The 23,447-nt window shown below is 70.9% G+C and carries 18 protein-coding genes; 13 read left to right on the top strand and 5 right to left on the bottom strand.

Annotation, left to right across the window (positions count from 1 at the left end; all coding sequences use genetic code 11):
- Positions 1-289: 289 nt before the first annotated feature.
- Positions 290-2,008, top strand: a complete 1,719-nt coding sequence (locus ACFYV5_RS02830) for a SpoIIE family protein phosphatase (RefSeq protein WP_355115678.1) — start codon at positions 290-292, stop codon at positions 2,006-2,008.
- A gap of 23 nt (positions 2,009-2,031) precedes the next feature.
- Here ACFYV5_RS02830 and ACFYV5_RS02825 read toward each other — a convergent pair whose 3' ends face one another.
- Entirely contained in the window at positions 2,032-4,431 is a 2,400-nt protein-coding gene (locus ACFYV5_RS02825) for an MFS transporter (RefSeq protein ID WP_389163526.1), read from the bottom strand.
- A gap of 245 nt (positions 4,432-4,676) precedes the next feature.
- Positions 4,677-5,120: an SRPBCC family protein gene (locus ACFYV5_RS02820; RefSeq protein ID WP_355115681.1), complete on the bottom strand. Its 444-nt coding sequence runs from the start codon at positions 5,118-5,120 to the stop codon at positions 4,677-4,679.
- 151 nt (positions 5,121-5,271) lie between these two features.
- On the opposite strand from ACFYV5_RS02820, the gene ACFYV5_RS02815 reads away from it, so the two are divergent.
- The 3 genes from ACFYV5_RS02815 to ACFYV5_RS02805 all read left to right on the top strand — a co-directional run bounded on the left by ACFYV5_RS02815 (position 5,272) and on the right by ACFYV5_RS02805 (position 8,474).
- Positions 5,272-6,303 carry an Rv2578c family radical SAM protein gene (locus ACFYV5_RS02815; protein WP_389163523.1) on the top strand — a complete coding sequence of 344 codons (1,032 nt, stop codon included), beginning with the start codon at positions 5,272-5,274 and terminating at the stop codon, positions 6,301-6,303.
- 59 nt (positions 6,304-6,362) lie between these two features.
- The gene (locus tag ACFYV5_RS02810; protein ID WP_389163520.1) at positions 6,363-7,970 is read left to right on the top strand and encodes an alpha/beta hydrolase; all 1,608 of its coding nucleotides are present in this window, start codon (positions 6,363-6,365) and stop codon (positions 7,968-7,970) included.
- Between the two features lie 63 nt (positions 7,971-8,033).
- On the top strand, positions 8,034-8,474 hold the full coding sequence (locus ACFYV5_RS02805) for a RidA family protein (protein WP_389163517.1): 441 nt from the start codon (positions 8,034-8,036) through the stop codon (positions 8,472-8,474).
- On the opposite strand, the gene ACFYV5_RS02800 is transcribed toward ACFYV5_RS02805, so the two are convergent.
- Entirely contained in the window at positions 8,445-9,044 is a 600-nt protein-coding gene (locus tag ACFYV5_RS02800) for a HEAT repeat domain-containing protein (protein ID WP_389163514.1), read from the bottom strand. The genes ACFYV5_RS02805 and ACFYV5_RS02800 overlap by 30 nt on opposite strands.
- Before the next feature lie 322 nt (positions 9,045-9,366).
- Between ACFYV5_RS02800 and ACFYV5_RS02795 the strand changes: the two genes are divergently transcribed.
- The 9 genes from ACFYV5_RS02795 (at position 9,367) to pssA (ending at position 20,267) form a co-directional block, all read left to right on the top strand.
- On the top strand, positions 9,367-11,148 hold the full coding sequence (locus ACFYV5_RS02795; protein ID WP_389163511.1) for a 3-hydroxyacyl-CoA dehydrogenase family protein: 1,782 nt from the start codon (positions 9,367-9,369) through the stop codon (positions 11,146-11,148).
- Positions 11,149-11,257: 109 nt separating this feature from the next.
- Complete coding sequence (locus ACFYV5_RS02790; RefSeq protein ID WP_389163508.1) at positions 11,258-12,100, top strand: TetR family transcriptional regulator; 843 nt, start codon at positions 11,258-11,260, stop codon at positions 12,098-12,100.
- Between the two features lie 406 nt (positions 12,101-12,506).
- Positions 12,507-13,844 (top strand): crotonyl-CoA carboxylase/reductase, encoded by a 1,338-nt coding sequence (ccrA, locus tag ACFYV5_RS02785; RefSeq protein ID WP_389163504.1) that lies wholly within the window; start codon positions 12,507-12,509, stop codon positions 13,842-13,844.
- Between the two features lie 14 nt (positions 13,845-13,858).
- A complete protein-coding gene (locus ACFYV5_RS02780; protein WP_389163501.1) occupies positions 13,859-15,871 on the top strand; it encodes a protein meaA in 2,013 nt (670 codons plus the stop codon).
- Complete coding sequence (locus tag ACFYV5_RS02775) at positions 15,868-16,833, top strand: CoA ester lyase (RefSeq protein WP_355115693.1); 966 nt, start codon at positions 15,868-15,870, stop codon at positions 16,831-16,833. The genes ACFYV5_RS02780 and ACFYV5_RS02775 overlap by 4 nt, the downstream gene beginning before the upstream one ends.
- Positions 16,834-16,837: 4 nt before the next feature.
- The gene (locus ACFYV5_RS02770) at positions 16,838-17,362 is read left to right on the top strand and encodes a MaoC family dehydratase (protein ID WP_355115695.1); all 525 of its coding nucleotides are present in this window, start codon (positions 16,838-16,840) and stop codon (positions 17,360-17,362) included.
- Positions 17,363-17,364: 2 nt separating this feature from the next.
- On the top strand, positions 17,365-18,570 hold the full coding sequence (locus ACFYV5_RS02765) for an acyl-CoA dehydrogenase family protein (RefSeq protein WP_215073136.1): 1,206 nt from the start codon (positions 17,365-17,367) through the stop codon (positions 18,568-18,570).
- A gap of 166 nt (positions 18,571-18,736) precedes the next feature.
- On the top strand, positions 18,737-19,393 hold the full coding sequence (locus ACFYV5_RS02760; protein WP_389163496.1) for a phosphatidylserine decarboxylase: 657 nt from the start codon (positions 18,737-18,739) through the stop codon (positions 19,391-19,393).
- Positions 19,386-20,267 carry a CDP-diacylglycerol--serine O-phosphatidyltransferase gene (gene pssA, locus ACFYV5_RS02755; RefSeq protein ID WP_355115698.1) on the top strand — a complete coding sequence of 294 codons (882 nt, stop codon included), beginning with the start codon at positions 19,386-19,388 and terminating at the stop codon, positions 20,265-20,267. Before ACFYV5_RS02760 ends, pssA begins: the two co-directional genes overlap by 8 nt.
- 77 nt (positions 20,268-20,344) lie before the next feature.
- On the opposite strand, the gene ACFYV5_RS02750 is transcribed toward pssA, so the two are convergent.
- Both ACFYV5_RS02750 and ACFYV5_RS02745 read right to left on the bottom strand, forming a co-directional pair.
- Positions 20,345-21,715 carry a cryptochrome/photolyase family protein gene (locus ACFYV5_RS02750; protein ID WP_389163493.1) on the bottom strand — a complete coding sequence of 457 codons (1,371 nt, stop codon included), beginning with the start codon at positions 21,713-21,715 and terminating at the stop codon, positions 20,345-20,347.
- The gene (locus tag ACFYV5_RS02745; RefSeq protein ID WP_389163491.1) at positions 21,712-23,268 is read right to left on the bottom strand and encodes an SDR family oxidoreductase; all 1,557 of its coding nucleotides are present in this window, start codon (positions 23,266-23,268) and stop codon (positions 21,712-21,714) included. Before ACFYV5_RS02745 ends, ACFYV5_RS02750 begins: the two co-directional genes overlap by 4 nt.
- Positions 23,269-23,447 lie beyond the last annotated feature (179 nt).

The raw sequence follows: 23,447 nt of genomic DNA, 5'->3' as shown, positions 1-23,447 counted from the left end.
GCGCGGTGCGTGCGCGCGGTCGGCGCACGGCATCGGCCTCGCGCGGGCCGCTCGAGGACCCCGATGGAGGCATCCTTGTCCATCGGTCCGCTCTTTGTCACCGGTCCACACGCTTTGTCACCGGCCCGGATGGTGACGGCGGCCCGCCGGTGAGCCCGGAGCGCCCCGGCTCGTTTCGGGGCGGCGTCGGTGGGCAGCCGCCGGGCCAGCGAACCGTGTCGCACGGACAATGGGGTCGTGTCCGACGGGGCCCACCGGGTCCGGGACCACCAGCCCCGCGGAGGCGTTCATGAGTTTTCCGCTGCCCAACGACGTAGAGGCCCTCAAGAGCATGATCGGCCGGGAGATCTCCTCCCTGCGGGCGACCGTGCGCCGGGCGACGGAGAGGCCGGGCGCCGACACCAACGCCACCGACCTCGCCTCCCCGGTGCAGTCACTGGCCGTGCTGCCGACTCCCCCGGCCCCGGAGGCCGCCACGCCCTGCCTGTGCAGCACGCACGACGCCTCCTCCGAGGGTCTGTGCTCCGTGCTCGGCGCCATCCCGGCCTCCGCCGTGCTGCTCGAACCGGTACGGGACGACAGTGGCGGCGTCATGGACTTCGTCATCGTCGCCGGCAACCGGGTGCGGTCCGCGGACTGGCTGGAGGCGCCGGACCGCCAGGTGGGGCAGCGTTTCCTGGAGGCACGGCCCGGAGCCGCGCACACCGGTCTGCTCGCCGCCCTGGCTGACGTGGCCGACTCGGCCCGGCCTCTCGACGGACGTGTGGTCGACTACACCGAGGAGCGGCTCGGGCGGCTGCATCGCGCCCCCCTGCTCTACTCCGCCGCACGCTGCGGCGAGCAGGTGCTCGCCACCTGGCGCCCGGTGCACAGCCAGGGTGAGCTGCTGACGATCGACGCGCAGTACCTGGCCTCGATGGGCTGGGGCAACTGGGACCTGCTGTCGGGGAAGGTGACCTGGTCGGAGGGGCTCAGCCGGATCTTCCACGCCCCGGTGCACATGCCGTGGACCCTGGAGCAGCTCTGCGACGCGCTGCTGCCCGCCGATCTGACGGCCTTCTCCGAGTTCCTGACCTCCGTCCTCGCCGGGGAGGAGCCGGCGTGGACACGCATCCGCTTCCTCGTCCTCGGTGAGGTCCGCACGCTCGACCTGCTCGGCCGCCCGGTGGCCGGCACGGACGGCCGTCCCTGGGCGGTCAACCTCGTGGCCCGCGACCTCACGCCGCAGATCCGGAGCCGGCGGCGCCTCGCCGAGACGGAGCGCGAGTCGGACCGGCTGCGCCGCCAGACCGAGGCGGAACGGCGGGTCGCGGACGCGTTGCGCGAAGCGCTCCTGCCCACGCACTCGGAGGCGCTGGCGGCGGTCGGTCTGACGGTCGCGGCGTCCTATCTGCCGGCCGAGGCGGACGCCGCCGTGGGCGGCGACTGGTACAAGTGCCGGCTGCTGCCGGACGGCAGGGTGCTGGTGGCGATCGGAGACGCGTCAGGGCACGGTCTCGACGCCGTGGCCCGTATGGCGCAGCAGCGCCACGCCCTCGCCGGCCTCGCGCAGACGGGCGCGCCGGCCGGGGAGATCATGACCTGGCTGAACGAGCTGGTGTGCAGTGATCCGTCGGGCCAGACGGCCACCGTCGTCACCGGACACATCGACGACTCCCGGACGCTGCGCTGGGCCGACGCCGGCCACCCGGCTCCGCTGCTCCTGCGTGACGGCCACGCCGAGACGCTCGCGACCGAACAGCGCGGCCCGCTTCTCGGTGCGCTGCCGGGCTACGCGTACGAGACCTCGGCGACCGAGCTGCGGCCGGGCGATCTGCTGCTGCTCTACACCGACGGCATGGTCGAGCGGAGGGGCGAGGACGTGACGCAGGGCATCGACCGCCTCGGGAAGGCGCTGGAAGCCTCGGCGGGACTCGCCCCGAACGAGCTGATCGACCACCTGATGGCGGATCCCCAGCTCGCCGGGCACGAGGACGACAGCTGCATGCTGGCGATCCGCGTGGACTGAGCAGCGGCCCTGCCCCGCGGCCCTCAGTCCTCGTGCCCCAGGTGCAGATCGCGTTCGGTGCGTCCGCCGCCCGCGACCTGGAGGACGGTGGCGACCGGCGGATAGCCGGCCGTGATCACCGTGTACTCCCCCGAGGACAGGTCCACGAAGCGGAAGGTGCCGTCGGGTCCGGTCGTGAGCGTGTCGACGACGTTGCCCGCAGCGTCGAGGAGGGTCACGCGCGCGTCCTCGACCGCTCGTCCTCCACCCGCGCGCACCGTCCCGCGCAGCACGGCGCCGCCCGCCAGCTCGATGTCCTGACGGGTCTCCCGGGAGGACTGGACGCTGACCGGAACAGCGGCGGGCCGGAAGGCGGGGGCGCTGGCGGCCAGGGTGTACTCGCCGGCCACCAGCTCCGTGATGACGTATCCGCCCTCGCGCCCGCTGCGGGTGGAGGCGACGACCTCGCCGCGTACGTCGGTGAGGGTGACCGCCGCGTCCCGTACGGGGCTTCCGTCGGCGGTCAGCACGGTGCCGGCCAGCCGGCCCGCGCCGCCGAGGACCACGTCGAGCTCGACGGGCCGTTCGCCGACGGTGACCGAGACGGCCTGCGGCTGGTGGCCGCCGGCCGCCGCGATCAGGACGTACGAGCCGGGGCCCGGGACGCTGAGCGCGTACCGCCCGTCCTCGCCGCTGCCGCCGCGGCCGATCTGCTGCCCCTGGACGTCGATCAGGGTGAGGGCGGCGCGCGGCACGCGGCTGCCGTCGTGGTGCTGGACGGTTCCGCAGACCGGAAGGCCGGCGGTGTACGCGGCGGCGGGGGCCGACGCGCGGGCCCGGGGGACGCCGGTGGGGGCCTCGGGGGTGGGGGCGTGGTGGGACACCAGCGGTTTCTCCTTGAGGAAGAAGGCGAGGACGAGGCCGAGCACGAGGACCGGCACGAGGTAGAGGAAGATCCGCGGCATGGCGTCCGCGTACGCCTGGATGTAGGCGTCCCGCAGGGCGGGCGGCAGGGCGTGGACCGCCTGCGGAGTGATCGATTCGGCGGCGGGCAGCGGGACTCCCGCCGTACGGGGCAGGGAGTCGGCGAGGGCGTCGTCGAGCCGGGCGGCGAAGAGCGTGCCGAAGACGGCGGCGCCGACGCTGCCGCCGATCTGACGGAAGTAGTTGTGGGCGCTGGTGGCCGTGCCGAGGTCGCCGGGGCGCACGGAGTTCTGCACGGCCAGGATGAGGACCGGCATGACCAGGCCGATGCCGATGCCGAGGACGGCCTGCCAGACGCTGTGGTGCAGCCGCGGGGTGTCCGTCTCCATCCGGGAGAGCAGCCACATGCCGGCGACGGAGACGGCGCCGCCGAGGACCGGGTAGACCTTGTAGTGGCCGGTGCGGCTGATGAGCTGGCCCGAGACGATCGAGGACAGCACGATCCCGCCCATCAGCGGCAGCATGAGGAGGCCGGACTCGGTGGCGGTGGCGCCCTCGACCATCTGGAGGAAGGTCGGCAGATAGCTGGCGGCGCCGAAGAGCGCGATGCCGATCACCGCGCCGACGAGGCTGGTGACGGTGAAGACGGAGTCCCGGAACAGCCGCAGCGGAATGAGCGGTTCGGGGGCGAAGTGCTCGACGGCGAGGAAGAGCAGGGCTGTTCCGGCGGCGCCGCAGGCGAGACCGATGACGACCTCGGAGTCCCAGGCGTACTCGGTCCCGCCCCAACTGGTCAGCAGCACCAGGCAGGTGGAGGCGGCGGCGAGCAGGATCGAGCCGAGGACGTCGAGCCGGGCCCGCGCCTTCGGCTTGGGCAGCTTGAGCACCACGGCGACGACGGCGAGGGTGACGAGCCCTAGGGGTACGTTGAAGTAGAAGCACCAGCGCCAGGAGACGTGGTCGGTGAAGAAGCCGCCGAGCAGCGGGCCGGCGACCGAGGCGAGGCCGAAGGCGGCGCCGATGAGGCCCATGTAGCGGCCGCGTTCCCTGGCCGGGACGATGTCCGCGATGATCGCCTGGACGCCGATCATCAGGCCGCCCGCACCGATGCCCTGGACGGCCCGGAACGCGATGAGCTCGTCCATGCTGCGCGACCAGCCGGCCAGCGCCGAGCCGATGACGAAGACGACGATGGCGAAGAGGAAGACGCCCTTGCGGCCGAAGAGGTCGCCGAGCTTTCCGTAGATCGGCAGCCCGATGGTGGCGGTGAGGAGGTAGGCGGTGATCGCCCAGGACATCCGGTCCAGGCCCTGGAGTTCGCCGACGATCTTCGGCAGGGCGGTGGCGACGATCATCTGCTCCAGCGCGGCGAGCAGCAGCGCGAGCATGAGACCGGAGAAGACGAGCCGGACGCGGCGGGGGTCGAGGGCCGGTTCGGCGTCGGGCGGCGGTTCGTGGCCGGAGGCCGGGTCGCCCACGACGAGCGGCATGTCGTCCTTCGCCAGCGTGATCGCACCCACGTGCTGCTCCCCTCGTCACGGCGTCGGCGCCGCGTCATTCTTCGCATTGGGCGCGAAGCGGGAGCAAGTCGGGCGGGAAGGAGGGCCGGTCGCGCTCAGAGGGGTGAACACCCCCGGACGGCAGCGCACTTGGGGCGCTCATCAGCGCGTTTACGGGAGGGGGCGCGACCCCCGGGCGCGCGGGGCGCTCGTGCGGGGGTCGCGGGGAAACCACTCGAATCGGTGAGCGGTGTTCGCCGAGGAGGTTACTTCTCCACCTCGGTGGCCAGGTTGGCCAGCACGGCGTCGTAGATGCGGCCGAGGCCCTTGGGCGCGAAGGTCTTCTCGAAGAAACCGCCGATGCCGCCGGCGCCGTTCCACACGGTGGAGACGACGGCCTTGGACTTCCCCTCGCCGGCGGGGGTGACGGTCCAGGTGGTGACCATGGAGGAGTTGCGGTCCTTCTCGACCAGCTGTCCGTCGGTGGGCTCGGTGACCTCCAGGAGGCAGTCGCGGACGCGCTTGCTGGTGGCCTGGAGCTTCCAGTGGACGAGGGTGCCCTCGCCGTCGCCGCCCTCGCGCACCTCGTACTCGCTGAAGTGCTCCGGCAGCAGCTTCGCGCGCGTGCCGCTGTAGTCGGCCAGGGCGTCGAACACCGTCTCCGGGTCCGCCGCGATGATCCGCTCCGTCGTGGCCTCGACCTGCGCCATTGCACATCCTCCAACACGTGGTTCTTCAGGGGTGTGGCCCCAGCCAACCACCTGGGCCCGGGCCTCCCAAATCCGGGTTGCAACGATCAAGGGAACATGTGTTCTATTCTGTGTCACGGCTCAGGCCACCGCAGCTACCGAGGAGGCGTCCATGCGCTGGGACAATCTGGGCGACGACCCCGCCGCCCCCACCGACATCGCCCTGTTCGGTACGGACGCGGTCACCACGCGCACCTTCGACACGCCGGAGTTCCGGGGGATCACCTTCCACGAGGTGCGGGCCCGCTCGATCGTGAACCGGGTGCCGGGTGCCTCACGGATGCCGTTCGAATGGACGGTCAACCCGTACCGGGGCTGCACGCACGCGTGCGTCTACTGTTTCGCCCGCAAGACCCACAGTTATCTGGACCTGGACACCGGCCTCGGCTTCGACTCCCAGATCGTGGTGAAGATCAACGCCCCGGAGCTGCTGCGCCGCCAGCTGGCCTCCCGCCGCTGGCAGGGCGCGCACATCGCGATGGGCACCAATGTCGACTGCTACCAGCGGGCCGAGGGGCGCTACCGCCTGATGCCGGGGATCATCGAGGCCCTGCGCGACCACGCCAACCCCTTCTCCATCCTCACCAAGGGCACGCTGATCCTGCGCGACCTCGACCTGCTCGTCCAGGCGGCGGAGGTCACCGAGGTCGGTATCTCCGTCTCCGTCGGCTTCACCGACCAGGAGCTGTGGCGCACGGTCGAGCCCGGCACTCCCTCCCCGCAGCGACGCCTGGACGTCGTACGGGCACTCGGCGAGCACGGCATCGGCTGCGGCGTGCTCATGGCCCCCGTCATCCCCTTCCTCGGCGACCGGCCCGAGCAGCTGCGCGACACCGTGCGCGCCATCGCGGAGGCCGGCGCGACCTCCGTGACCCCGCTCGTGCTGCATCTGCGCCCGGGCGCCCGCGAGTGGTTCTTCACCTGGCTGCGACAGCACCACCCGCACCTGGTCGGGCGGTACGAGCGGATGTACGCGGACGGCGCCTACGCACCGACCTGGTACCAGCGCCGGATCACCCGTCAGGTGCACGAGCTGGCGGCCGAGTTCGGGATCGGACCGGCCCGCCGGGGAGCGCCGCGCCGGATCCCCGTACCGGAGGATCCGGCGCTCGCCGGGGCGCCCGAGCAGCTCACCCTCCTCTGAACGGGTCAACTCTCGGCGGAATCGGTCCTTCCGCCTTCCGTTCGGGGCACGGACGCCCTATGACCACACGCGCAGGAATGCTGATCGCCACTGGGGCACTGGTCGCCGGGACGGTCACCGTCCTCCCCGCGTCCGCGACGCCCCGGCCGGAGCCGACCCTCCGCCCCATCGCCCCGCTCGTCTGGAGCGGCTGTGCCACCAAGGCCTATCCGACGCTGCAGTGCGCCACGCTCGACGTGCCGCTGAACCACGACGATCCGGCCGGCCGGTCGATCACGCTGGCGCTCACCCGGGTCGCGCACACCGCGAAGGACCCCACGGAGTACCAAGGCCCGCTGCTCGTCAATCCGGGCGGACCGGGCGGCAGCGGACGGACCATGGCCGGGTACGTGGCCGCCTCCCTGCCCGCGAAGGTGGCGGCGCAGTACGACGTCATCGGTTTTGACCCGCGCGGGGTCGGCCGCAGCGAGCCGGCGCTCGACTGCAGGCCCGGCCACTTCGACCCGGTACGGCCGGACTCCGTGCCGCTCGGCGCCGACGGCGAGCAGGCGGGCGTCGAGCGGGCCCGGTCCTTCGCCGAGGCGTGCGGCACGAAGCACCGTGACGTCCTGCCGTACATCGACACCGTCAGCACGGCCCGGGACCTGGACGCGATCCGCGCGGCGCTGGGCGCGCCGCGGCTCACCTACCTGGGCTACTCCTACGGCACGTACCTGGGCGCCGTGTACGCGCGGCTGTACCCGGAGCGGGTACGCCGCATGGCGCTGGACTCCGTCGTCAATCCGCAGGGCGTCTGGTACGAGGACAACCTCGCGCAGGACTACGCCTTCGACACCCGCCACAAGGACTTCATGGCCTGGGTGGCCCGCCGGAACGGCACGTACGAGCTGGGCACGGACCCGGCGGCGGTGGAGGCCGCCTGGTACCGGATGCGGGACGCGCTGCGGAAGGCCCCGGCCGGCGGCAAGGTCGGCCCGGGCGAGCTGGAGGACACCTTCCTGCCGGGCGGGTACTACAACGGGTACTGGCCGACGCTGGCCGAGGCGTTCTCCTCGTACGTCAACGACAAGGACACCGTCCCGCTGATCCGGGCGTACGAGAAGTACGGGGCGGCGGACGCGGCGGCCGACAACAGCTACTCCGTCTACACCAGCGTGCAGTGCCGGGACGCGGCCTGGCCGCGCGACTGGAACACCTGGCGCAAGGACAACTGGGACGTGCACACCAAGGCGCCCTTCACCACCTGGAACAACGCCTGGTACAACGCTCCCTGCGCGTTCTGGCCGGTGGACTCGCTCACTCCGCCCGACGTCTCGAACGACGAGGTGCCGCCGGTGCTGATCCTGCAGGCGACGGACGACGCGGCGACGCCGTACGAAGGCGGTGTGGCGCTGCACCGGATGGTGGCCGGCTCCAGCCTGGTGGTCGAGGAGGGCGGCGGGAACCACGGGGTGACGCTGGCAGGCAACGCGTGCATGGACGAGCATCTGGCGGCCTATCTCGCCACGGGGCGCGTACCGCGCGGTGACGGGCAGTCGGAGGCGGACGCGGTCTGCGCCACGCTCCCGGAGCCGGAGCCGGAGAACACCGGGGCGAAGACGGTGCGCGGCACCACGAAGCCCGGCCAGGGCGCGACCCTGCACGGCCTCCTCGGCCACGTGCGCTGAGTCACACGCACCGGGCGCCGGCCCCCACCTGGGCTGTCAGTGGTGTGCGCGAGGATGTCCGCCATGACGAGTCACCTCACGCACGTACCCGCCCCCGACGGCATCGCCCCGAGCCCCCAGTACAGCCACGTGGTCTGGGGCACGGGGCGGTTCGTCGCGATATCCGGCCAGTGCGCGCTGGACGCCACCGGCGCCGTGGTCGGCGTGGGCGACCCGGTGGCGCAGGCCCGTCAGGTGTTCTGGAATCTGCGGCGCTGCCTCTCCGCCGCGGGCGCGGGCTTCGCGGACGTGGTGAAGCTGACGTACTTCGTCACCGATGTCGCGCACCTGCCGGCGGTCCGGTCCGCAAGGGACGAGGCCTTCGGCGCGGCGCCGCTCCCGGCGAGCTCGGCGGTCCAGGTCTCGGCGCTCGTCCGCCCGGAGCTGCTGATCGAGATCGAGGCCTTCGCCCTCGTGCCGGCGGTCGCCGACACGTCATCCCCCGGAGCCGAGCCGGGCGAGTGAGCGGGCCGCCGCGGCGCCGAGGCGGGGGTGGGGCAGGGCGGCCCGGAGCGCCGGCCGGGCGCTGGGGTCGCCGAGGGTGCCGAGCCCCTCGACACAGGCGAGGCCGACCCGCCAGTGCGGGTCGTCGGCCGCGAGGCGCCGTTCGAGGACGGTGACCAGGGCCGGCACGGATTCGGGTGCGCGCAGGTCGGCGAGCAGACGGACCGGCAGGAGGGCGTAGGCGACGCGGAGTTCGTTGGTGGCGAGCGCGGCGGCGGCCCGCGCGGTGCGGGGGTCGCCCAGCCGCGTCAGCGCGTAGGCGGCGGAGACGCAGCGCTCGGGGTCGCGGTGGTTGAGGAGCAGGACCAGGGCCTCGAAGGCCCGCGGGTCGCCGGCGAGGCCGAGCCGGAAGGAGGCGATCTCGCGCGCCCAGAGCGGACGGTGCGGCTCGGTCAGAACGGCCGCCAGCGTTTCCCTGTCCTCGGTGGCGATCAGTCCGCGAAACTCCGTCGCCCTTTCTTCTTCCACGATCTCCGCGCCCAAACGATCGATCATCGAGCGGAATTCGGCGTCGTCCGTGGCGATATCCATGGCCGTCAGCGTATCCGCGATCCAGATCACAATTTCCGGAGTTCCGAGGACTGGCGCGCTCGTTACCCGCCGGTTAATCTCAGGTGAGCGGGTCACCCCCCGCACTCCCACAACGGCCTGGTGACGCAGCCGTCGTGGGATCGAGTGTGTCGGTTCGGCATTTTTCGACGTGACTCCGGGACAGAGTCCGTCGCCTTTTCCCCGCGATCTCCTGGCGCGATCTCTTCGCGCCCCCGTCGCGAACTCCTCGCGCTTTCCTCTCGCGGCCCGTTCGCGCCCGCATTCGCCTTCAGTCGTCACTCTTCCTCCCTGGAGTCCCCTGATGGACACCCCTCTCTCCACCATCGCCGTCATCGGTCTCGGCACCATGGGCACGGGCATCGCCGATGTCCTCGCCCGGGCCGGCCGTGAGGTCATCGGCGTCGACATCAGCGAAGCCGCCGCCACCCGGGCGGTCGCCGCCCTGGAGGCGTCCACCGCCCGCGCCGTGGCCCGTGAGCGGATCACGGAGGAGGAGCGGCAGGACGTCCTGGCCCGCTTCCGTACCTTCTCCGACCTCCAGGCGGCCGCGGACGCCGACCTCGTGATCGAGGTCGTCCCCGAGTCGTACGAGGCCAAGCAGGAGGTGTTCCGGGCCCTGGACTCGATCGTCCGGCCCGACGCCATCATCGCCACCGGCACCAACGCGCTCTCCGTGACGCGGCTGGCCGCCGACTCGGCCCACCCCGAGCGCGTCCTCGGGCTGCACTTCTTCACCCCGGTCCAGGCGATGAAGCTGGTGGAGGTCGTCTCCTCCGTCCTCACCGCCCCGCAGGCCGTCGAGGCCGTCACCACCCTGGCGCACGAGCTCGGCAAGGACCCGGTCGCGGTCGGCGACCGTCCCGGTTTCGTCGCCGACGGACTGCTCTTCGGCTACCTCAACCAGGCCGCCGCCATGTACGAGGCGAAGTACGCCTCCCGTGAGGACATCGACGCCGCGATGAAGCTCGGCTGCGGTCTGCCGATGGGGCCGCTGGCGCTGCTCGACCTGGTCGGCGTCGACACCGCCCGTACCGTCCTGGAGGCGATGTACAGCGAGTCGCACGACCGGCTGCACGCCCCCGCCCCGATCCTCAAGCAGCTCAGCGAGGCGGGTCTGACGGGACGCAAGTCGGGCCGCGGTTTCTACACGTACGACGCCCCGGGCTCGGGCACCGTGGTCCGCGACGCGCTCACCCCGCTGGAGAGCGCCGCCACCGCCGAGGGCCGTGAGGTCCGCTCGGTCGGCGTGGCCGGCTCCGGGACGATGGCGTCCGGCATCGCCGAGGTCTTCGCCAAGGCCGGTTACGAGGTCGTACTCTCCGCTCGCTCGGACGAGAAGGCGGAGACGGCGAAGGCCCGGATCGCCAAGTCCCTCGCCCGTTCGGTCGACAAGGGCCGGATGACCGCGGAGGCGCGGGACGAGACGCTGGCCCGGATCACCCCGGCCGGCTCGCTCGACGCCTTCGCCACGGTCGACCTGGCCCTGGAGGCGGTCGCCGAGGACCTGGAGATCAAGCGGCAGCTCTTCGCCACGCTCGACAAGGTCTGCAAGCCGGGCGCGGTGCTCGCCACCACCACCTCCTCGCTGCCGGTCGTCGCCATCGCGCGCGCCACCTCGCGCCCGCAGGACGTCATCGGGATGCACTTCTTCAACCCGGCGCCCGCGATGAAGCTGGTGGAGATCGTCCGCACGGTCCTGACCGGCGACGACGTCCACGCGACGGTCCGCGAGGTCACGGCGAAGATCAAGAAGCACCCGGTGGACTGCGGCGACCGGGCCGGCTTCATCGTGAACGCGCTGCTCTTCCCGTACCTGAACAACGCGATCAAGATGGTCCAGGAGCACTACGCGACACTGGACGACATCGACGCCGCCATGAAGCTGGGCGGCGGCTACCCGATGGGGCCGTTCGAGCTGCTCGACGTCGTCGGCCTGGACGTCTCGCTCGCCATCGAGCAGGTGCTGCACCGTGAGTTCCGCGACCCGGGTCTGGCCCCGGCGCCGCTCCTGGAGCACCTGGTGGCCGCGGGCTGCCTGGGCCGCAAGACGGGTCGCGGCTTCCGCGAATATGCCCGACGCTGAGCCCGCCGCGGGCTGGGGAGGGCTGCTGAGTCCCGGGGTCGCCTCGGGCGCCCCGGGCGGCCCTCCCCCACCTGGGCACTCTCCCGCGCTCATGCAGTACCTTCAGGACATGTCCAAGGCCGCGAAGTCACCCCGTGCCACGTCCACGTCCTCGTCCACCTCCGAGACCACGGAGAGCGCGGCGGGCACCCGCGCGGCCGCGCAGCGGCTGAAGATGCGCCGCGAGCTGGCGGCGGCGGCGATGGAGCTCTTCGCGACCAAGGGGTACGAGGCCACGACGGTCGACGAGATCGCCGCGGCGGCCGGGGTCGCCCGCCGGACCTTCTTCCGCCACTTCCGCTCCAAGGAAGAGGCGATCTTCCCGGACCACGACGACACCCTGGTGCGGGCGGAGGCGGTGCTGAACGCCGCGCCGCCGCACGAGCACCCGCTGGACACGGTCTGCCGGGGCATCAAGGAAGTCATGAAGATGTACGCGGGGTCCCCGGCGGTCTCCGTGGAGCGCTACCGGCTCACCCGCGAGGTGCCGACCCTGCGGGAGCGCGAGATCGCCTCGGTGGCCCGCTACGAGCGGCTGTTCACCCGCTATCTTCTGGGCCACTTCGACGAGCGTGACCACCATGACGGCAACGACGACCCGCTGCTCGCCGAGGTGGCCGCGTCGGCGGTCGTCACCGCCCACAACCACGTGCTGCGCCGCTGGCTGCGCGCCGGCGGGCAGGGTGACGTGGAGACCCAGCTGGACCATGCCTTCGCGATCGTCCGGGAGACCTTCGGCTCGGGCATAGGCGCGGGCCGCCCGGGCCCCTCCGCCCAGTCCGCGCCGTCGGCCTCGCCGGCGCCGGCCGCGGCCGTCTCCGCCGAGGGTGATGTCGTGATCGCCGTCGCCCGTACCGACGCCCCCCTGGACGAGGTCATGCGGACGATCCAGCAGGCCCTCAGGAAGAGTTGACCGCCGCTCCTCACCCACCGCACACACCCATCAACGGCGAAGGCCGCCCCGCTCCGGGGCGGCCTTCGTCGCTTTTGTTCCGTCTCTCGATCGATCATCGCTCATGTGTGACCGGCGGATTGCATCTGAGTGAAATTGTTGGCACGCAGTGCCTTGTCACGTGACACGCGGTGCCATACGTTGATGTTGTCCGGGCGGCCGGCGCGCCGAGGTCTCCTCGTGCGCCGGCTGTCCCCACAAGCGATCGTGATTGTGCGCCCGGACGCCTGCGTCACAGGCACCCACCGCGCCCACCGGCGCAGCCACCGCACCACCCGCCGAACCGACGGCACACCTCCACAGCAGCACTCCACAGACGAACCCCTCAGTGCGTCCCCCTCAGACGCCGCACCGCCGGAGGCACCCCGTGAAGGACATCCTGGACGCGATCCAGTCGCCGGAATCCACGCCCGCCGACTTCGCCAACATCAAGCTCCCCGAGTCGTACCGCGCGGTGACCGTGCACAAGGACGAGACCGAGATGTTCGCCGGTCTCGCCAGCCGCGACAAGGACCCTCGCAAGTCGCTCCACCTCGACGACGTGCCGCTCCCCGAGCTCGGCCCGGGCGAGGCCCTGGTCGCCGTCATGGCCAGCTCCGTGAACTACAACTCGGTCTGGACCTCGATCTTCGAGCCGGTGTCGACCTTCGGCTTCCTGGAGCGCTACGGCCGGCTCAGCGACCTCAGCAAGCGCCACGACCTGCCGTACCACATCATCGGTTCCGACCTCGCGGGCGTCGTCCTGCGCACCGGCCCCGGCGTGAACTCGTGGAAGCCCGGCGACGAGGTCGTCGCGCACTGCCTCTCGGTCGAGCTGGAGTCCTCGGACGGCCACAACGACACGATGCTCGACCCCGAGCAGCGCATCTGGGGCTTCGAGACCAACTTCGGCGGCCTCGCCGAGATCGCGCTCGTGAAGTCCAACCAGCTGATGCCGAAGCCGGACCACCTCAGCTGGGAGGAGGCCGCCTCCCCCGGCCTGGTCAACTCCACCGCGTACCGCCAGCTGGTCTCCCGCAACGGCGCCGGCATGAAGCAGGGCGACAACGTCCTGATCTGGGGCGCGAGCGGCGGACTCGGCTCGTACGCCACGCAGTTCGCCCTGGCCGGTGGCGCCAACCCGATCTGTGTCGTCTCCTCCCCCGAGAAGGCCGACATCTGCCGGTCGATGGGCGCGGAGGCGGTCATCGACCGCAACGCCGAGGGCTACAAGTTCTGGAAGGACGAGCACACCCAGGACCCGAAGGAGTGGAAGCGCTTCGGCAAGCGCATCCGCGAGCTCACCGGCGGCGAGGACATCGACATCGTCTTCGAGCACCCGGGCCGTGAGACCTTCGGCGCGAGCGTGTACGTCACCCGCAAGGGCGGCACCATCACCACCTGCGCCTCGACCTCGGGCTACATGCACGAGTACGACAACCGCTACCTGTGGATGTCGCTGAAGCGGATCATCGGCTCGCACTTCGCGAACTACCGCGAGGCGTGGGAGGCCAACCGCCTGATCGCCAAGGGCAAGATCCACCCGACGCTCTCCAAGGTCTACAGCCTGGAGGACACCGGCCAGGCGGCGTACGACGTCCACCGCAACCTGCACCAGGGCAAGGTCGGCGTGCTCGCCCTCGCCCCGCAGGAGGGCCTGGGCGTGCGCGACCCGGAGATGCGCGCGAAGCACATCGACGCCATCAACCGCTTCCGTAACATCTGACCCCGGGACCGTACATGATTGAGCGTCAGAAGGACCGGCCGTGGCTCATGCGGACCTACGCCGGTCACTCGACCGCCGAGGCGTCCAACGAGCTGTACCGGCGCAATCTCGCCAAGGGTCAGACCGGCCTCTCGGTCGCGTTCGACCTGCCGACGCAGACCGGCTACGACCCCGACCACATCCTCGCCCGCGGCGAGGTCGGCCGGGTCGGGGTCCCGGTCTCGCACCTCGGTGACATGCGCCGGCTGTTCCAGGACATCCCCCTGGAGCAGATGAACACCTCGATGACGATCAACGCCACGGCGATGTGGCTCCTGGCGCTCTACCAGGTGGTCGCGGAGGAGCAGGGCGCGGACGTCACCAGGCTCCAGGGCACCACCCAGAACGACATCGTGAAGGAGTACTTGTCGCGCGGGACGCACGTCTTCCCGCCCGGCCCCTCGCTCCGCCTCACGACGGACATGATCACCTACACGGTGAACAACATGCCGAAGTGGAACCCGATCAACATCTGCAGCTACCACCTGCAGGAGGCGGGGGCCACTCCGGTCCAGGAGATCTCGTACGCGATGTCCACCGCGATCGCGGTGCTCGACGCTGTCCGGGACTCCGGCCAGGTCCCGGCGGACCGCTTCGGGGAGGTGGTCGCCCGCATCTCGTTCTTCGTGAACGCGGGCGTCCGCTTCATCGAGGAGATGTGCAAGATGCGCGCCTTCGGCCGCATCTGGGACAAGGTCACACGCGAGCGGTACGGCATCGAGGACGCCAAGCAGCGCCGGTTCCGTTACGGCGTCCAGGTCAACTCGCTCGGTCTGACCGAGGCCCAGCCGGAGAACAACGTCCAGCGGATCGTGCTCGAGATGCTGGCCGTGACGCTCTCCAAGGACGCACGCGCGCGTGCCGTCCAGCTGCCCGCCTGGAACGAGGCGCTCGGTCTGCCCCGCCCGTGGGACCAGCAGTGGTCGCTCCGTATCCAGCAGGTCCTGGCGCACGAGTCGGACCTGCTGGAGTACGAGGACATCTTCGCCGGGTCGCATGTCATCGAGACCAAGGTCGACTCGCTCGTCGAGGAGTGCCTGGCCGAGATCGACCGGATCCAGCAGATGGGCGGCGCGATGGCCGCCGTCGAGTCCGGCTACCTGAAGTCGCAGCTCGTCTCCTCGCACGCCGAGCGGCGCGCCCGGATCGAGGCCGGCGACGAGAAGATCGTCGGCGTCAACATCTACGAGACGACCGAGGAGAACCCGCTCACCGCGGACCTCGACACGGCCATCATGACGGTCGACCCGGCCAACGAGGCCCGTGTCGTGGCCAAGCTCCACGAATGGCGGGACAACCGCGAAGAGAACCGTGCCCAGGAGGCGCTGGCCGCGCTGAAGGCGACGGCGGCCGGGGACGGCAACCTCTTCGCCGCCACCCTGGAGTGTGCGCGGGCCGGTGTCACCACCGGCGAGTGGTCCTGGGCGCTGCGGGACGTCTTCGGCGAGTTCCGCGCCCCGACCGGCGTCTCCTCGGCCCCGGTCGCGGTGACGGCCGAGGAGGGCACGCCGCTGGCTCTCGTACGGGAGAAGGTGGCGCGGACCGCCGACGAGCTCGGCTCCGGGCGGCTGCGGCTCCTGGTGGGCAAGCCCGGCCTGGACGGACACTCCAACGGGGCCGAGCAGATCGCGGTACGCGCGCGTGACGCCGGTTTCGAGGTGGTCTACCAGGGGATCCGGCTGACGCCCGAGCAGATCGTCAACGCCGCCCTCGCGGAGGACGTGCACTGCGTGGGGCTGTCGATCCTCTCCGGCTCGCACGCCGAGCTGGTGCCGGACGTCCTGGACCGTCTCCGCGAGGCGGGCGCCGAGGACATTCCGGTCATCGTCGGCGGGATCATCCCGAACGCCGACGCCGCAGATCTGAAGCGGGCGGGTGTCGCCGCCGTCTTCACACCGAAGGACTTCGGTATCACCGAGATCATCGGCCGTATCGTCGACGAGATCCGGAAAGCGAACAAGCTCGACCCTCTGGAGGTCCCCGCATGACCACGCCTGTGAACCGTCTCCGCCCGCGTCGCTCGTGCCTGGCGGTCCCCGGCTCGAACCCGCGCTTCCTGGAGAAGGCCCAGGGTCTCGCCGCCGACCAGGTCTTCCTGGACCTGGAGGACGCCTGCGCGCCGCTCGCCAAGCCCGACGCACGCCACACCATCGTGAAGTTCCTCAACGAGGGCGACTGGACCGGCAAGACGCGGGTCGTGCGGGTCAACGACTGGACGACCCACTGGACGTACCGTGACGTCGTCACCGTCGTCGAGGGCGCCGGCCAGAACCTCGACTGCATCATGCTGCCGAAGGTCCAGGACGCCCAGCAGATCGTGGCGCTCGACCTCCTGCTGACGCAGATCGAGAAGACGATGGGCTTCGAGGTCGGCAAGATCGGCATCGAGGCGCAGATCGAGAACGCGCAGGGCCTGAACAACGTCAACGCCATCGCGCAGGCCTCCCCGCGCGTGGAGACGATCATCTTCGGCCCGGCCGACTTCATGGCATCCATCAACATGAAGTCCCTGGTCGTCGGCGAGCAGCCGCCCGGCTACGGCGCCGACGCGTACCACTACATCCTCATGGCGATCCTGATGGCCGCCCGCGCCAACAACCTCCAGGCGATCGACGGCCCCTACCTGCAGATCCGCAACCCCGAGGGCTACAAGGCGGTCGCCCAGCGCGCCGCCGCCCTCGGTTTCGACGGCAAGTGGGTGCTCCACCCGGACCAGGTCGCCGCCGCGAACGAGATCTTCTCGCCCTCGCAGGAGGACTTCGACCACGCCGAGCTGATCCTGGACGCGTACGACTACTACACGTCCGAGGCCGGCGGCAAGAAGGGCTCGGCGATGCTGGGCGACGAGATGATCGACGAGGCCAGCCGCAAGATGGCCCTGGTCATCTCCGGCAAGGGCCGCGCCGCCGGTATGCAGCGCACCAGCACGTTCGAGATCCCGGAGGCGTAGGACCATGCAGTTCGGCCGTACCTACGAAGAGTTCGAAGTCGGCGCCGTCTACAAGCACTGGCCCGGAAAGACGGTCACCGAGTACGACGACCACCTCTTCTGTCTGCTGACGATGAACCACCATCCGCTGCACATGGACGTGAACTACGCGGAGAACACGACGGACTTCGGGAAGAACGTCGTCGTCGGCAACTACATCTACTCGCTGCTGCTCGGCATGTCCGTCCCGGACGTCTCGGGCAAGGCGATCGCCAACCTGGAGATCGAGTCGCTGCGTCACGTCGCGCCGACCTTCCACGGCGACACCATCTACGGCGAGACCACGGTCCTCGACAAGACCCCCTCGAAGTCGAAGAACGACCGCGGCATCGTCTACGTCGAGACCAAGGGCTACAAGCAGGACGGCACCCTCGTGTGCGTCTTCCGCCGCAAGGTGATGGTCCCCACCGAGACGTACATCAAGGAGCGCGGCGGCGAGCAGCCCGGCCGCCCCGAGCTGATCGAGCCCTCCAAGAAGCCGGAGAAGTAGTCATGGCGCGACTCGCCCAGACCCACGGTCTGACCGATGTGCAGCAGGAGATCCTCTCCACCGTCCGGGACTTCGTCGACAAGGAGATCATCCCGGTCGCGACGGAGCTGGAGCACCGCGACGAGTACCCCCAGGAGATCGTCGACGGGCTCAAGGAGCTCGGCGTCTTCGGTCTGATGATCCCCGAGGAGTACGGGGGCCTGGGTGAGTCGCTGCTCACCTACGCGCTCTGCGTGGAGGAGATCGCCCGCGGCTGGATGTCGGTCTCCGGCATCATCAACACGCACTTCATCGTGGCGTACATGCTGAAGCAGCACGGCACCCAGGAGCAGAAGGAGTACTTCCTTCCGCGGATGGCGGCCGGCGAGACGCGTGGTGCCTTCTCGATGTCGGAGCCGGCCCTCGGCTCGGATGTGTCGGCCATCACGTCCAAGGCGGTCAAGGACGGCGACGAGTACGTCCTCAACGGCCAGAAGATGTGGCTGACGAACGGCGGTACGTCCAATCTGGTCGCCGTTCTCGTCCGAAGTGACGAAGGACACCCGGAGGGCACCGCCCCCCACAAGTCGATGACGACCTTCCTCGTCGAGAAGGAGCCCGGCTTCGGAGAGGTCCGCCCCGGCCTCACCATCCCCGGGAAGATCGACAAGATGGGGTACAAGGGCGTCGACACCACCGAACTCATCATGGACGGACTGCGCATTCCGGCCAATCGGGTACTCGGTGGGACCACCGGCCGAGGGTTTTACCAAATGATGGACGGTGTCGAGGTCGGGCGCGTCAATGTCGCGGCCCGTGGTTGCGGCGTCGCTCAGCGTGCGTTCGAACTGGGTGTCTCCTATGCCCAGCAGCGTCACACTTTCGGCAAGCCGATCGCCCAGCACCAGGCGATCCAGTTCAAGCTGGCCGAAATGGCTACCAAGGTCGAGGCCGCTCATGCGATGATGGTCAACGCAGCACGCAAAAAGGACTCCGGGGAGCGAAACGACCTCGAAGCGGGGATGGCGAAGTACCTCGCCTCCGAGTACTGCAAGGAAGTCGTCGAGGACGCCTTCCGTATCCATGGCGGGTACGGGTTCTCGAAGGAGTACGAGATCGAGCGCCTCTACCGCGAGGCTCCGATGCTGCTCATCGGTGAAGGTACCGCCGAGATCCAGAAAATGATCATTGGTCGTCGGCTGCTCGAGGAGTACCGATTCCAGGGTTGATTGTCGCTTTTGAGCCGGTTCGGCCGCGAAGAAGATCACACCCTGTCATCTTCTTCCGGCCGCCGACTCGGCTTCTGGCTTGCCCAGTTGCGCCCCGCAACCGATAGCATCGCCGGAAAGCCGCCGTCCCCCGCCAGTGCGGCATCATCCGCTACGAAGGTCATCCATGCCCCACAGCCAAACCTCTGCACACCGCGACAGCCTCGCCGGCGTACGCCTCGCGCGCGGAGCATCGCCGTGGCTTCTGCCGACCGTCGCCACCGCGGCGCTCAGCCTGGCGCGCTCGCGCAGGTCGAGGCGCGCCGCGGCCATCGCCGTGCCCACCACCGCGCTCGCGGCCGGCATGCTGTGGTTCTTCCGCGACCCCGAGCGTGAGATCGCTCAGGGCCGGGTCATCTCCCCCGCCGACGGTGTGGTGCAGAGCATCATGCCGTGGAAGGACGGACGCACCCGGGTCGCCATCTTCATGAGCCCGCTGAACGTCCACGTCAACCGCGCGCCGCTGGCCGGCACGGTGACGTCCGTGGAACACATCCCCGGCGGGTTCGTCCCGGCGTTCAACAAGGAGAGCGAGAACAACGAGCGCGTTGTCTGGCACTTCGACACCGAGCTCGGCGACATCGAGATGGTGCAGATCGCGGGGGCCGTGGCCCGCCGCATCGTGCCGTACATCCCGCAGGGGACGAAGGTCGAGCAGGGCGAGCGCATCGGTCTGATCCGTTTCGGGTCGCGCGTCGACATCTACCTTCCGGAAGGTGTGGACGTCGCCGTCGAGGTCGGTCAGGCCACGACCGCAGGGGTGACTCGCATTGACCGTGATTGATCCTGACACCCGTGCCGGCGACTGGGTCGCCGACGCCGATGTGGACGGTGCCGACGAGGCCGAGGAGATGCCGCTGTCGCTGAGGCTGTCCATAGCGGACGCCCTCACGCTCGGTAACGCCACCTGTGGATTCATGGCGGTGTACTTCACCACCACCGGCATCCTCATCCCGCACCTCACGGGCAGCACCGAGACCGGCATGGCGCGCAACAGCGCCGCCACCGCCGTCATACTGATGCTGTGCGCGGCGATCTTCGACCTCTTCGACGGCATCGTGGCCCGCAAGCTGCGCTCGTCGCCGATGGGCGCGGAGCTGGACAACCTGTCGGACCTGATCAGCTTCGGTCTGGCCCCGGCCTACTTCGTGCTCGTGTACGGGATGGTCGCGGTCCCGGACGGCGCTCAGCAGAAGGTCTCGGCGGTGGCCGCGGTCGCGGTGCTCCTCGCGGTGGTGCTGCGGCTGGCGAGATTCTCCTGCGTGACCATGAAGGACGGCATGTTCCAGGGCATGCCGAGCCCCTTCGGTGCGCTGACGGTGGTCTCGATCATCCTCCTGGAGCTGCCGTTCGTCCCGACGCTGCTCGCGATCATCGGTGTCGCCTGGCTGATGGTGAGCCGGGTCGAGTACCCCAAGCCGCGGGGCATCCTCGCGGTGGCGATGCTCAGCTGGATCGTGGGGGCGATGGGCATGCTGGCGGCCTGGGCGTTCGACGCGCCGGGCGGGCAGCTCCTGCTCCAGACCGGCTGCGCGCTGCAGGTGGTGATGGGCGCCGTGATCCCCCTCTTCGCGACGGCCCGTCGAGTGAACACGTTCCGCGGCAACCGCCGCGAGAGCCGCGAGGCACGTCAGGCCGAGGCGGCGCAGCTGCCGTAGCGGTTCAGACATGAGGAAGGGCCCGGAAGCGATCTCGCTTCCGGGCCCTTCCTCATGCCGGACGTCGGTCGGTGCGCTCAGTCCAGGGCCCGCGCCCGCCGGAAGCGGGCCAGACCGTCGGCCAGGCCCACGAGCGGGGCGGGATAGCCGGACGCGACGCGCTCGGGTCCGGTGAGCCTCCAGGGCTCGTGGACGGCCGGACCGGCGATCCCGGCCAGTTCCGGGACCCAGCGGCGTACATAGGCGCCGTCGGGGTCGTACCGCCGGGCCTGGAGCACTGGGTTGAGGACCCTGTTCGGGCGGCTGTCCGTCCCCGTGCCGGCCATCCACTGCCAGTTCAGCTGGTTGTTCGCGAGGTCGCCGTCGACCAGCAGGTCGAGGAAGTGGCGGGCGCCGGTGCGCCAGTCGAGGTAGAGCGTCTTGGTGAGCAGGCTCGCGGCGAGGAGCCTGGCGCGGCCCGGAGTCCAGCCCTCGTGGGCGAGCTGGCGCATGGCCGCGTCCACCACCGGATAGCCGGTGCGCCCCTCCTTCCACGCCTGGAGATCGGCCTCGGCCTCGGCGCCCCGGCGCCAGCGGTCATGGCGGGTCCGATAGTCCTCGGCGGCGACCCGTGGCCGTGCGGCGAGCACCTGGTGGTGGAAGTCGCGCCAGCAGAGCTGCCGTACGAAGGCCTCGGCTCCCGCTCCGCCCCGGGACCGGGCCCGGTGCACCACCTCCGCGGCCGAGAGCGCCCCGAAGTGGAGGTCCGGGGAGAGGCGTGAGGTGGCATCGGCCGCCAGGTCGTCGTTCCGGTCCTCGTACGCGTCGACCGGTCGGGCGAGCCATCGCGTGAGCCGCTCGCGGGCGGCGCGCTCGCCGCCCGGCGGCAGGCCGGGGGAGAGCGGTCCGGCGCCGGAGCGTGCGGGGATCTCCTCGGACCGGACCTCCGGGACGTGGACCGCCCGGGGCGCGGGAAGCGGATCGCGGGGCCGTTCCTGGACCCAGCGGCGGAAGTACGGGGTGAAGACGGCGAAGTGGTCGGAGCCGGCGGGGGTGACGGCGCCGGGTGGGAGCACGGTGACGACCCCGTCGTGGACGTGCAGCCGTCTGCCGTCCGCTCCGAGCGCGCTGCGGAGCCGTTCCTCCCTCGCCTGGGCGAAGGCGCTGACGTCGGCGGACATGTGGACCTCGTGGGCGCCGGTCTCGCGCGCCACGGCGCACACCTCGTCCACCATCTCCCCCGTACGCACGACCAGCCTGCCGCCGCGTCGGCGCAGCCCGGCGTCCAGGTCCCGCAGACAGTCCGCGAGGAAGGCCAGCCGGTTGGGTGCGGCGAATCCGGCCCGGTCGACGGCCGGGTCCCGTACGAAGAGCGGGACCACGGACGCGGCCGAGCGCAGCGCGGCGCGCAGCGGCGGATGGTCGTGGAGCCGGAGATCCGCGGTGAACAGGACCACCGAGACGTTCATGGCACCTTCCTCGCGTTCCTGGAACGGCCGCGGGCGGGAGCCGGAGCGGGCGCGGCGGCCCCGGCCTCCGCCGCGCGGGCGATGTTGCGGGCCATCCCGCCGAAGACGACGCTGTGGAACGGCGCCACGCTCCACCAGTACGCCTCGCCGAGCAGGCCGCGCGGGTGGAACAGCGCCCGCTGCCGGTAGCGGGTGCGGCCCGACTCGTCCCGCTCGGCGTACATCTCCAGCCAGGCGAGGCCCGGCAGACGCATCTCGGCGCGCAGGCGCAGCAGTCGGCCGCGTTCGATCTCCTCGACCCGCCAGAAGTCCAGGGAGTCCCCGACGCGCAGGCGTCCGGCGTCGCGGCGGCCGCGGCGCAGTCCGACCCCGCCGACGAGCCGGTCGAGCCGGCCGCGGACGGCCCAGGCGAGGGGGAAGGAGTACCAGCCGTTCTCTCCCCCGATGCCCTCGATGACGCGCCACAGCTCCTGCGGATCCGCGTCGACGAGGCGCTCTCGCCGGTCGACGTAGAGGCTGCCGCCGGCCCAGTCGGGGTCGGTGGGCAGCGGGTCGCTCGGCGCTCCGGTGACGGAGGCGGACGACCACCGGGTGGCGACCCGGGCCTCGCGGACCCGTTCGAGCGCCAGGGTGAGCGCGGTCTGGAAGGGGATCGGGGTGCCGGGCGGGTCGGGCACCCAGGTCGCGATGGAGTGATCCCGGCAGACCACTTCATGGCGCAGCGATTCGGCCAGCGGCCGGGCGAGGGACGGAGGGACGGGAGTGACCAGTCCGATCCACAGGCTGGAGAGCCGGGGGGTCAGCATCGGTACCGGGACGATCAGGCGCTTGGGCAGTTCCGCCACCGCGGCGTAGCGGACCATCATGTCGCGGTAGGTGAGGACGTCGGGGCCGCCGATGTCGAAGGCACGGCTGACATGGGCGGGCATCCGGGCGCTGCCGACGAGGTAGCGCAGGACGTCCCGTACGGCGATGGGCTGGACGCGGGTGCCGACCCAGCTCGGGGTGACCATCACCGGGAGCCGCTCGGTGAGGTAGCGGAGCATCTCGAAGGAGGCCGAGCCGGACCCGATGACGACGGCGGCGCGCAGCACGGTGGTGGGCACGCCCGAGTCGAGGAGGATGCGGCCCACCTCGGCGCGCGAGCGCAGGTGCGGCGAGAGCGCTTGCTCGGGGACGCCGGGCGGGGTGAGGCCGCCGAGGTAGACGATGCGCCCCACCCCGGCCGCCCGGGCCTGTTCGGCGAAGGTCCGGGCCGCCTCGCGGTCGGTGCGCTCGAAGTCCCGTCCGCCGCCCAGGCCGTGCACGAGGTAGTAGGCGACGTCGGTGTCGCGCAGCGCTTCGCCGACCGACGCGGGATCGGTGACGTCGCCGCGGACGACCTCCACCCGCTCCGCCCAGGGGTGGTCGCGGAGCTTGCCGGGCGAGCGGGCCAGACAGCGCACCCGATGACCGGCCGCCAGGAGTTCGGGGACGAGCCGGCCGCCGATGTAGCCCGTGGCGCCGGTGACGAGGCACCGCGGTGCGGGGGTGCCGTCGGCCGCGTACGTCATGGGTCGCTCCGTTCCGTCGCGGTGTGCGCTGTCTCGTCACATTCCCCCTCGGGAGGGAGTGGGCGCGGGGCCCCTTCCATCCTCTCCGGGGAGCCCCGCCGTGGCCTGTTCGTACGGCTCACGGGACGTATTCGGTGTCGGCCCGGCCCCGGATGGGTTTCTCACCCGAGGGAGTGACG

Source organism: Streptomyces sp. NPDC003035, from assembly GCF_042888285.1.
GTDB lineage: Bacteria > Actinomycetota > Actinomycetes > Streptomycetales > Streptomycetaceae > Streptomyces.
The sequence above is the reverse complement of the archived record's forward strand: the minus strand, read 5'-3'. Positions and strand labels throughout refer to the sequence as shown.

Excerpts from the sequence above, each read along its gene's own strand:
- ACFYV5_RS02830 (WP_355115678.1), top strand. The coding sequence starts at position 290 with ATGAGTTTTCCGCTGCCCAACGACGTAGAGGCCCTCAAGAGCATGATC.
- ACFYV5_RS02820 (WP_355115681.1), bottom strand. The coding sequence starts at position 5,120 with ATGGCGCAGGTCGAGGCCACGACGGAGCGGATCATCGCGGCGGACCCG.
- ACFYV5_RS02815 (WP_389163523.1), top strand. The coding sequence starts at position 5,272 with ATGCGCTGGGACAATCTGGGCGACGACCCCGCCGCCCCCACCGACATC.
- ACFYV5_RS02810 (WP_389163520.1), top strand. The coding sequence starts at position 6,363 with ATGACCACACGCGCAGGAATGCTGATCGCCACTGGGGCACTGGTCGCC.
- ACFYV5_RS02805 (WP_389163517.1), top strand. The coding sequence starts at position 8,034 with ATGACGAGTCACCTCACGCACGTACCCGCCCCCGACGGCATCGCCCCG.
- ACFYV5_RS02800 (WP_389163514.1), bottom strand. The coding sequence starts at position 9,044 with ATGGATATCGCCACGGACGACGCCGAATTCCGCTCGATGATCGATCGT.
- ACFYV5_RS02795 (WP_389163511.1), top strand. The coding sequence starts at position 9,367 with ATGGACACCCCTCTCTCCACCATCGCCGTCATCGGTCTCGGCACCATG.
- ACFYV5_RS02790 (WP_389163508.1), top strand. The coding sequence starts at position 11,258 with ATGTCCAAGGCCGCGAAGTCACCCCGTGCCACGTCCACGTCCTCGTCC.
- ACFYV5_RS02780 (WP_389163501.1), top strand. The coding sequence starts at position 13,859 with ATGATTGAGCGTCAGAAGGACCGGCCGTGGCTCATGCGGACCTACGCC.
- ACFYV5_RS02775 (WP_355115693.1), top strand. The coding sequence starts at position 15,868 with ATGACCACGCCTGTGAACCGTCTCCGCCCGCGTCGCTCGTGCCTGGCG.
- ACFYV5_RS02770 (WP_355115695.1), top strand. The coding sequence starts at position 16,838 with ATGCAGTTCGGCCGTACCTACGAAGAGTTCGAAGTCGGCGCCGTCTAC.
- ACFYV5_RS02765 (WP_215073136.1), top strand. The coding sequence starts at position 17,365 with ATGGCGCGACTCGCCCAGACCCACGGTCTGACCGATGTGCAGCAGGAG.
- ACFYV5_RS02760 (WP_389163496.1), top strand. The coding sequence starts at position 18,737 with ATGCCCCACAGCCAAACCTCTGCACACCGCGACAGCCTCGCCGGCGTA.
- ACFYV5_RS02750 (WP_389163493.1), bottom strand. The coding sequence starts at position 21,715 with ATGAACGTCTCGGTGGTCCTGTTCACCGCGGATCTCCGGCTCCACGAC.
- ACFYV5_RS02745 (WP_389163491.1), bottom strand. The coding sequence starts at position 23,268 with ATGACGTACGCGGCCGACGGCACCCCCGCACCGCGGTGCCTCGTCACC.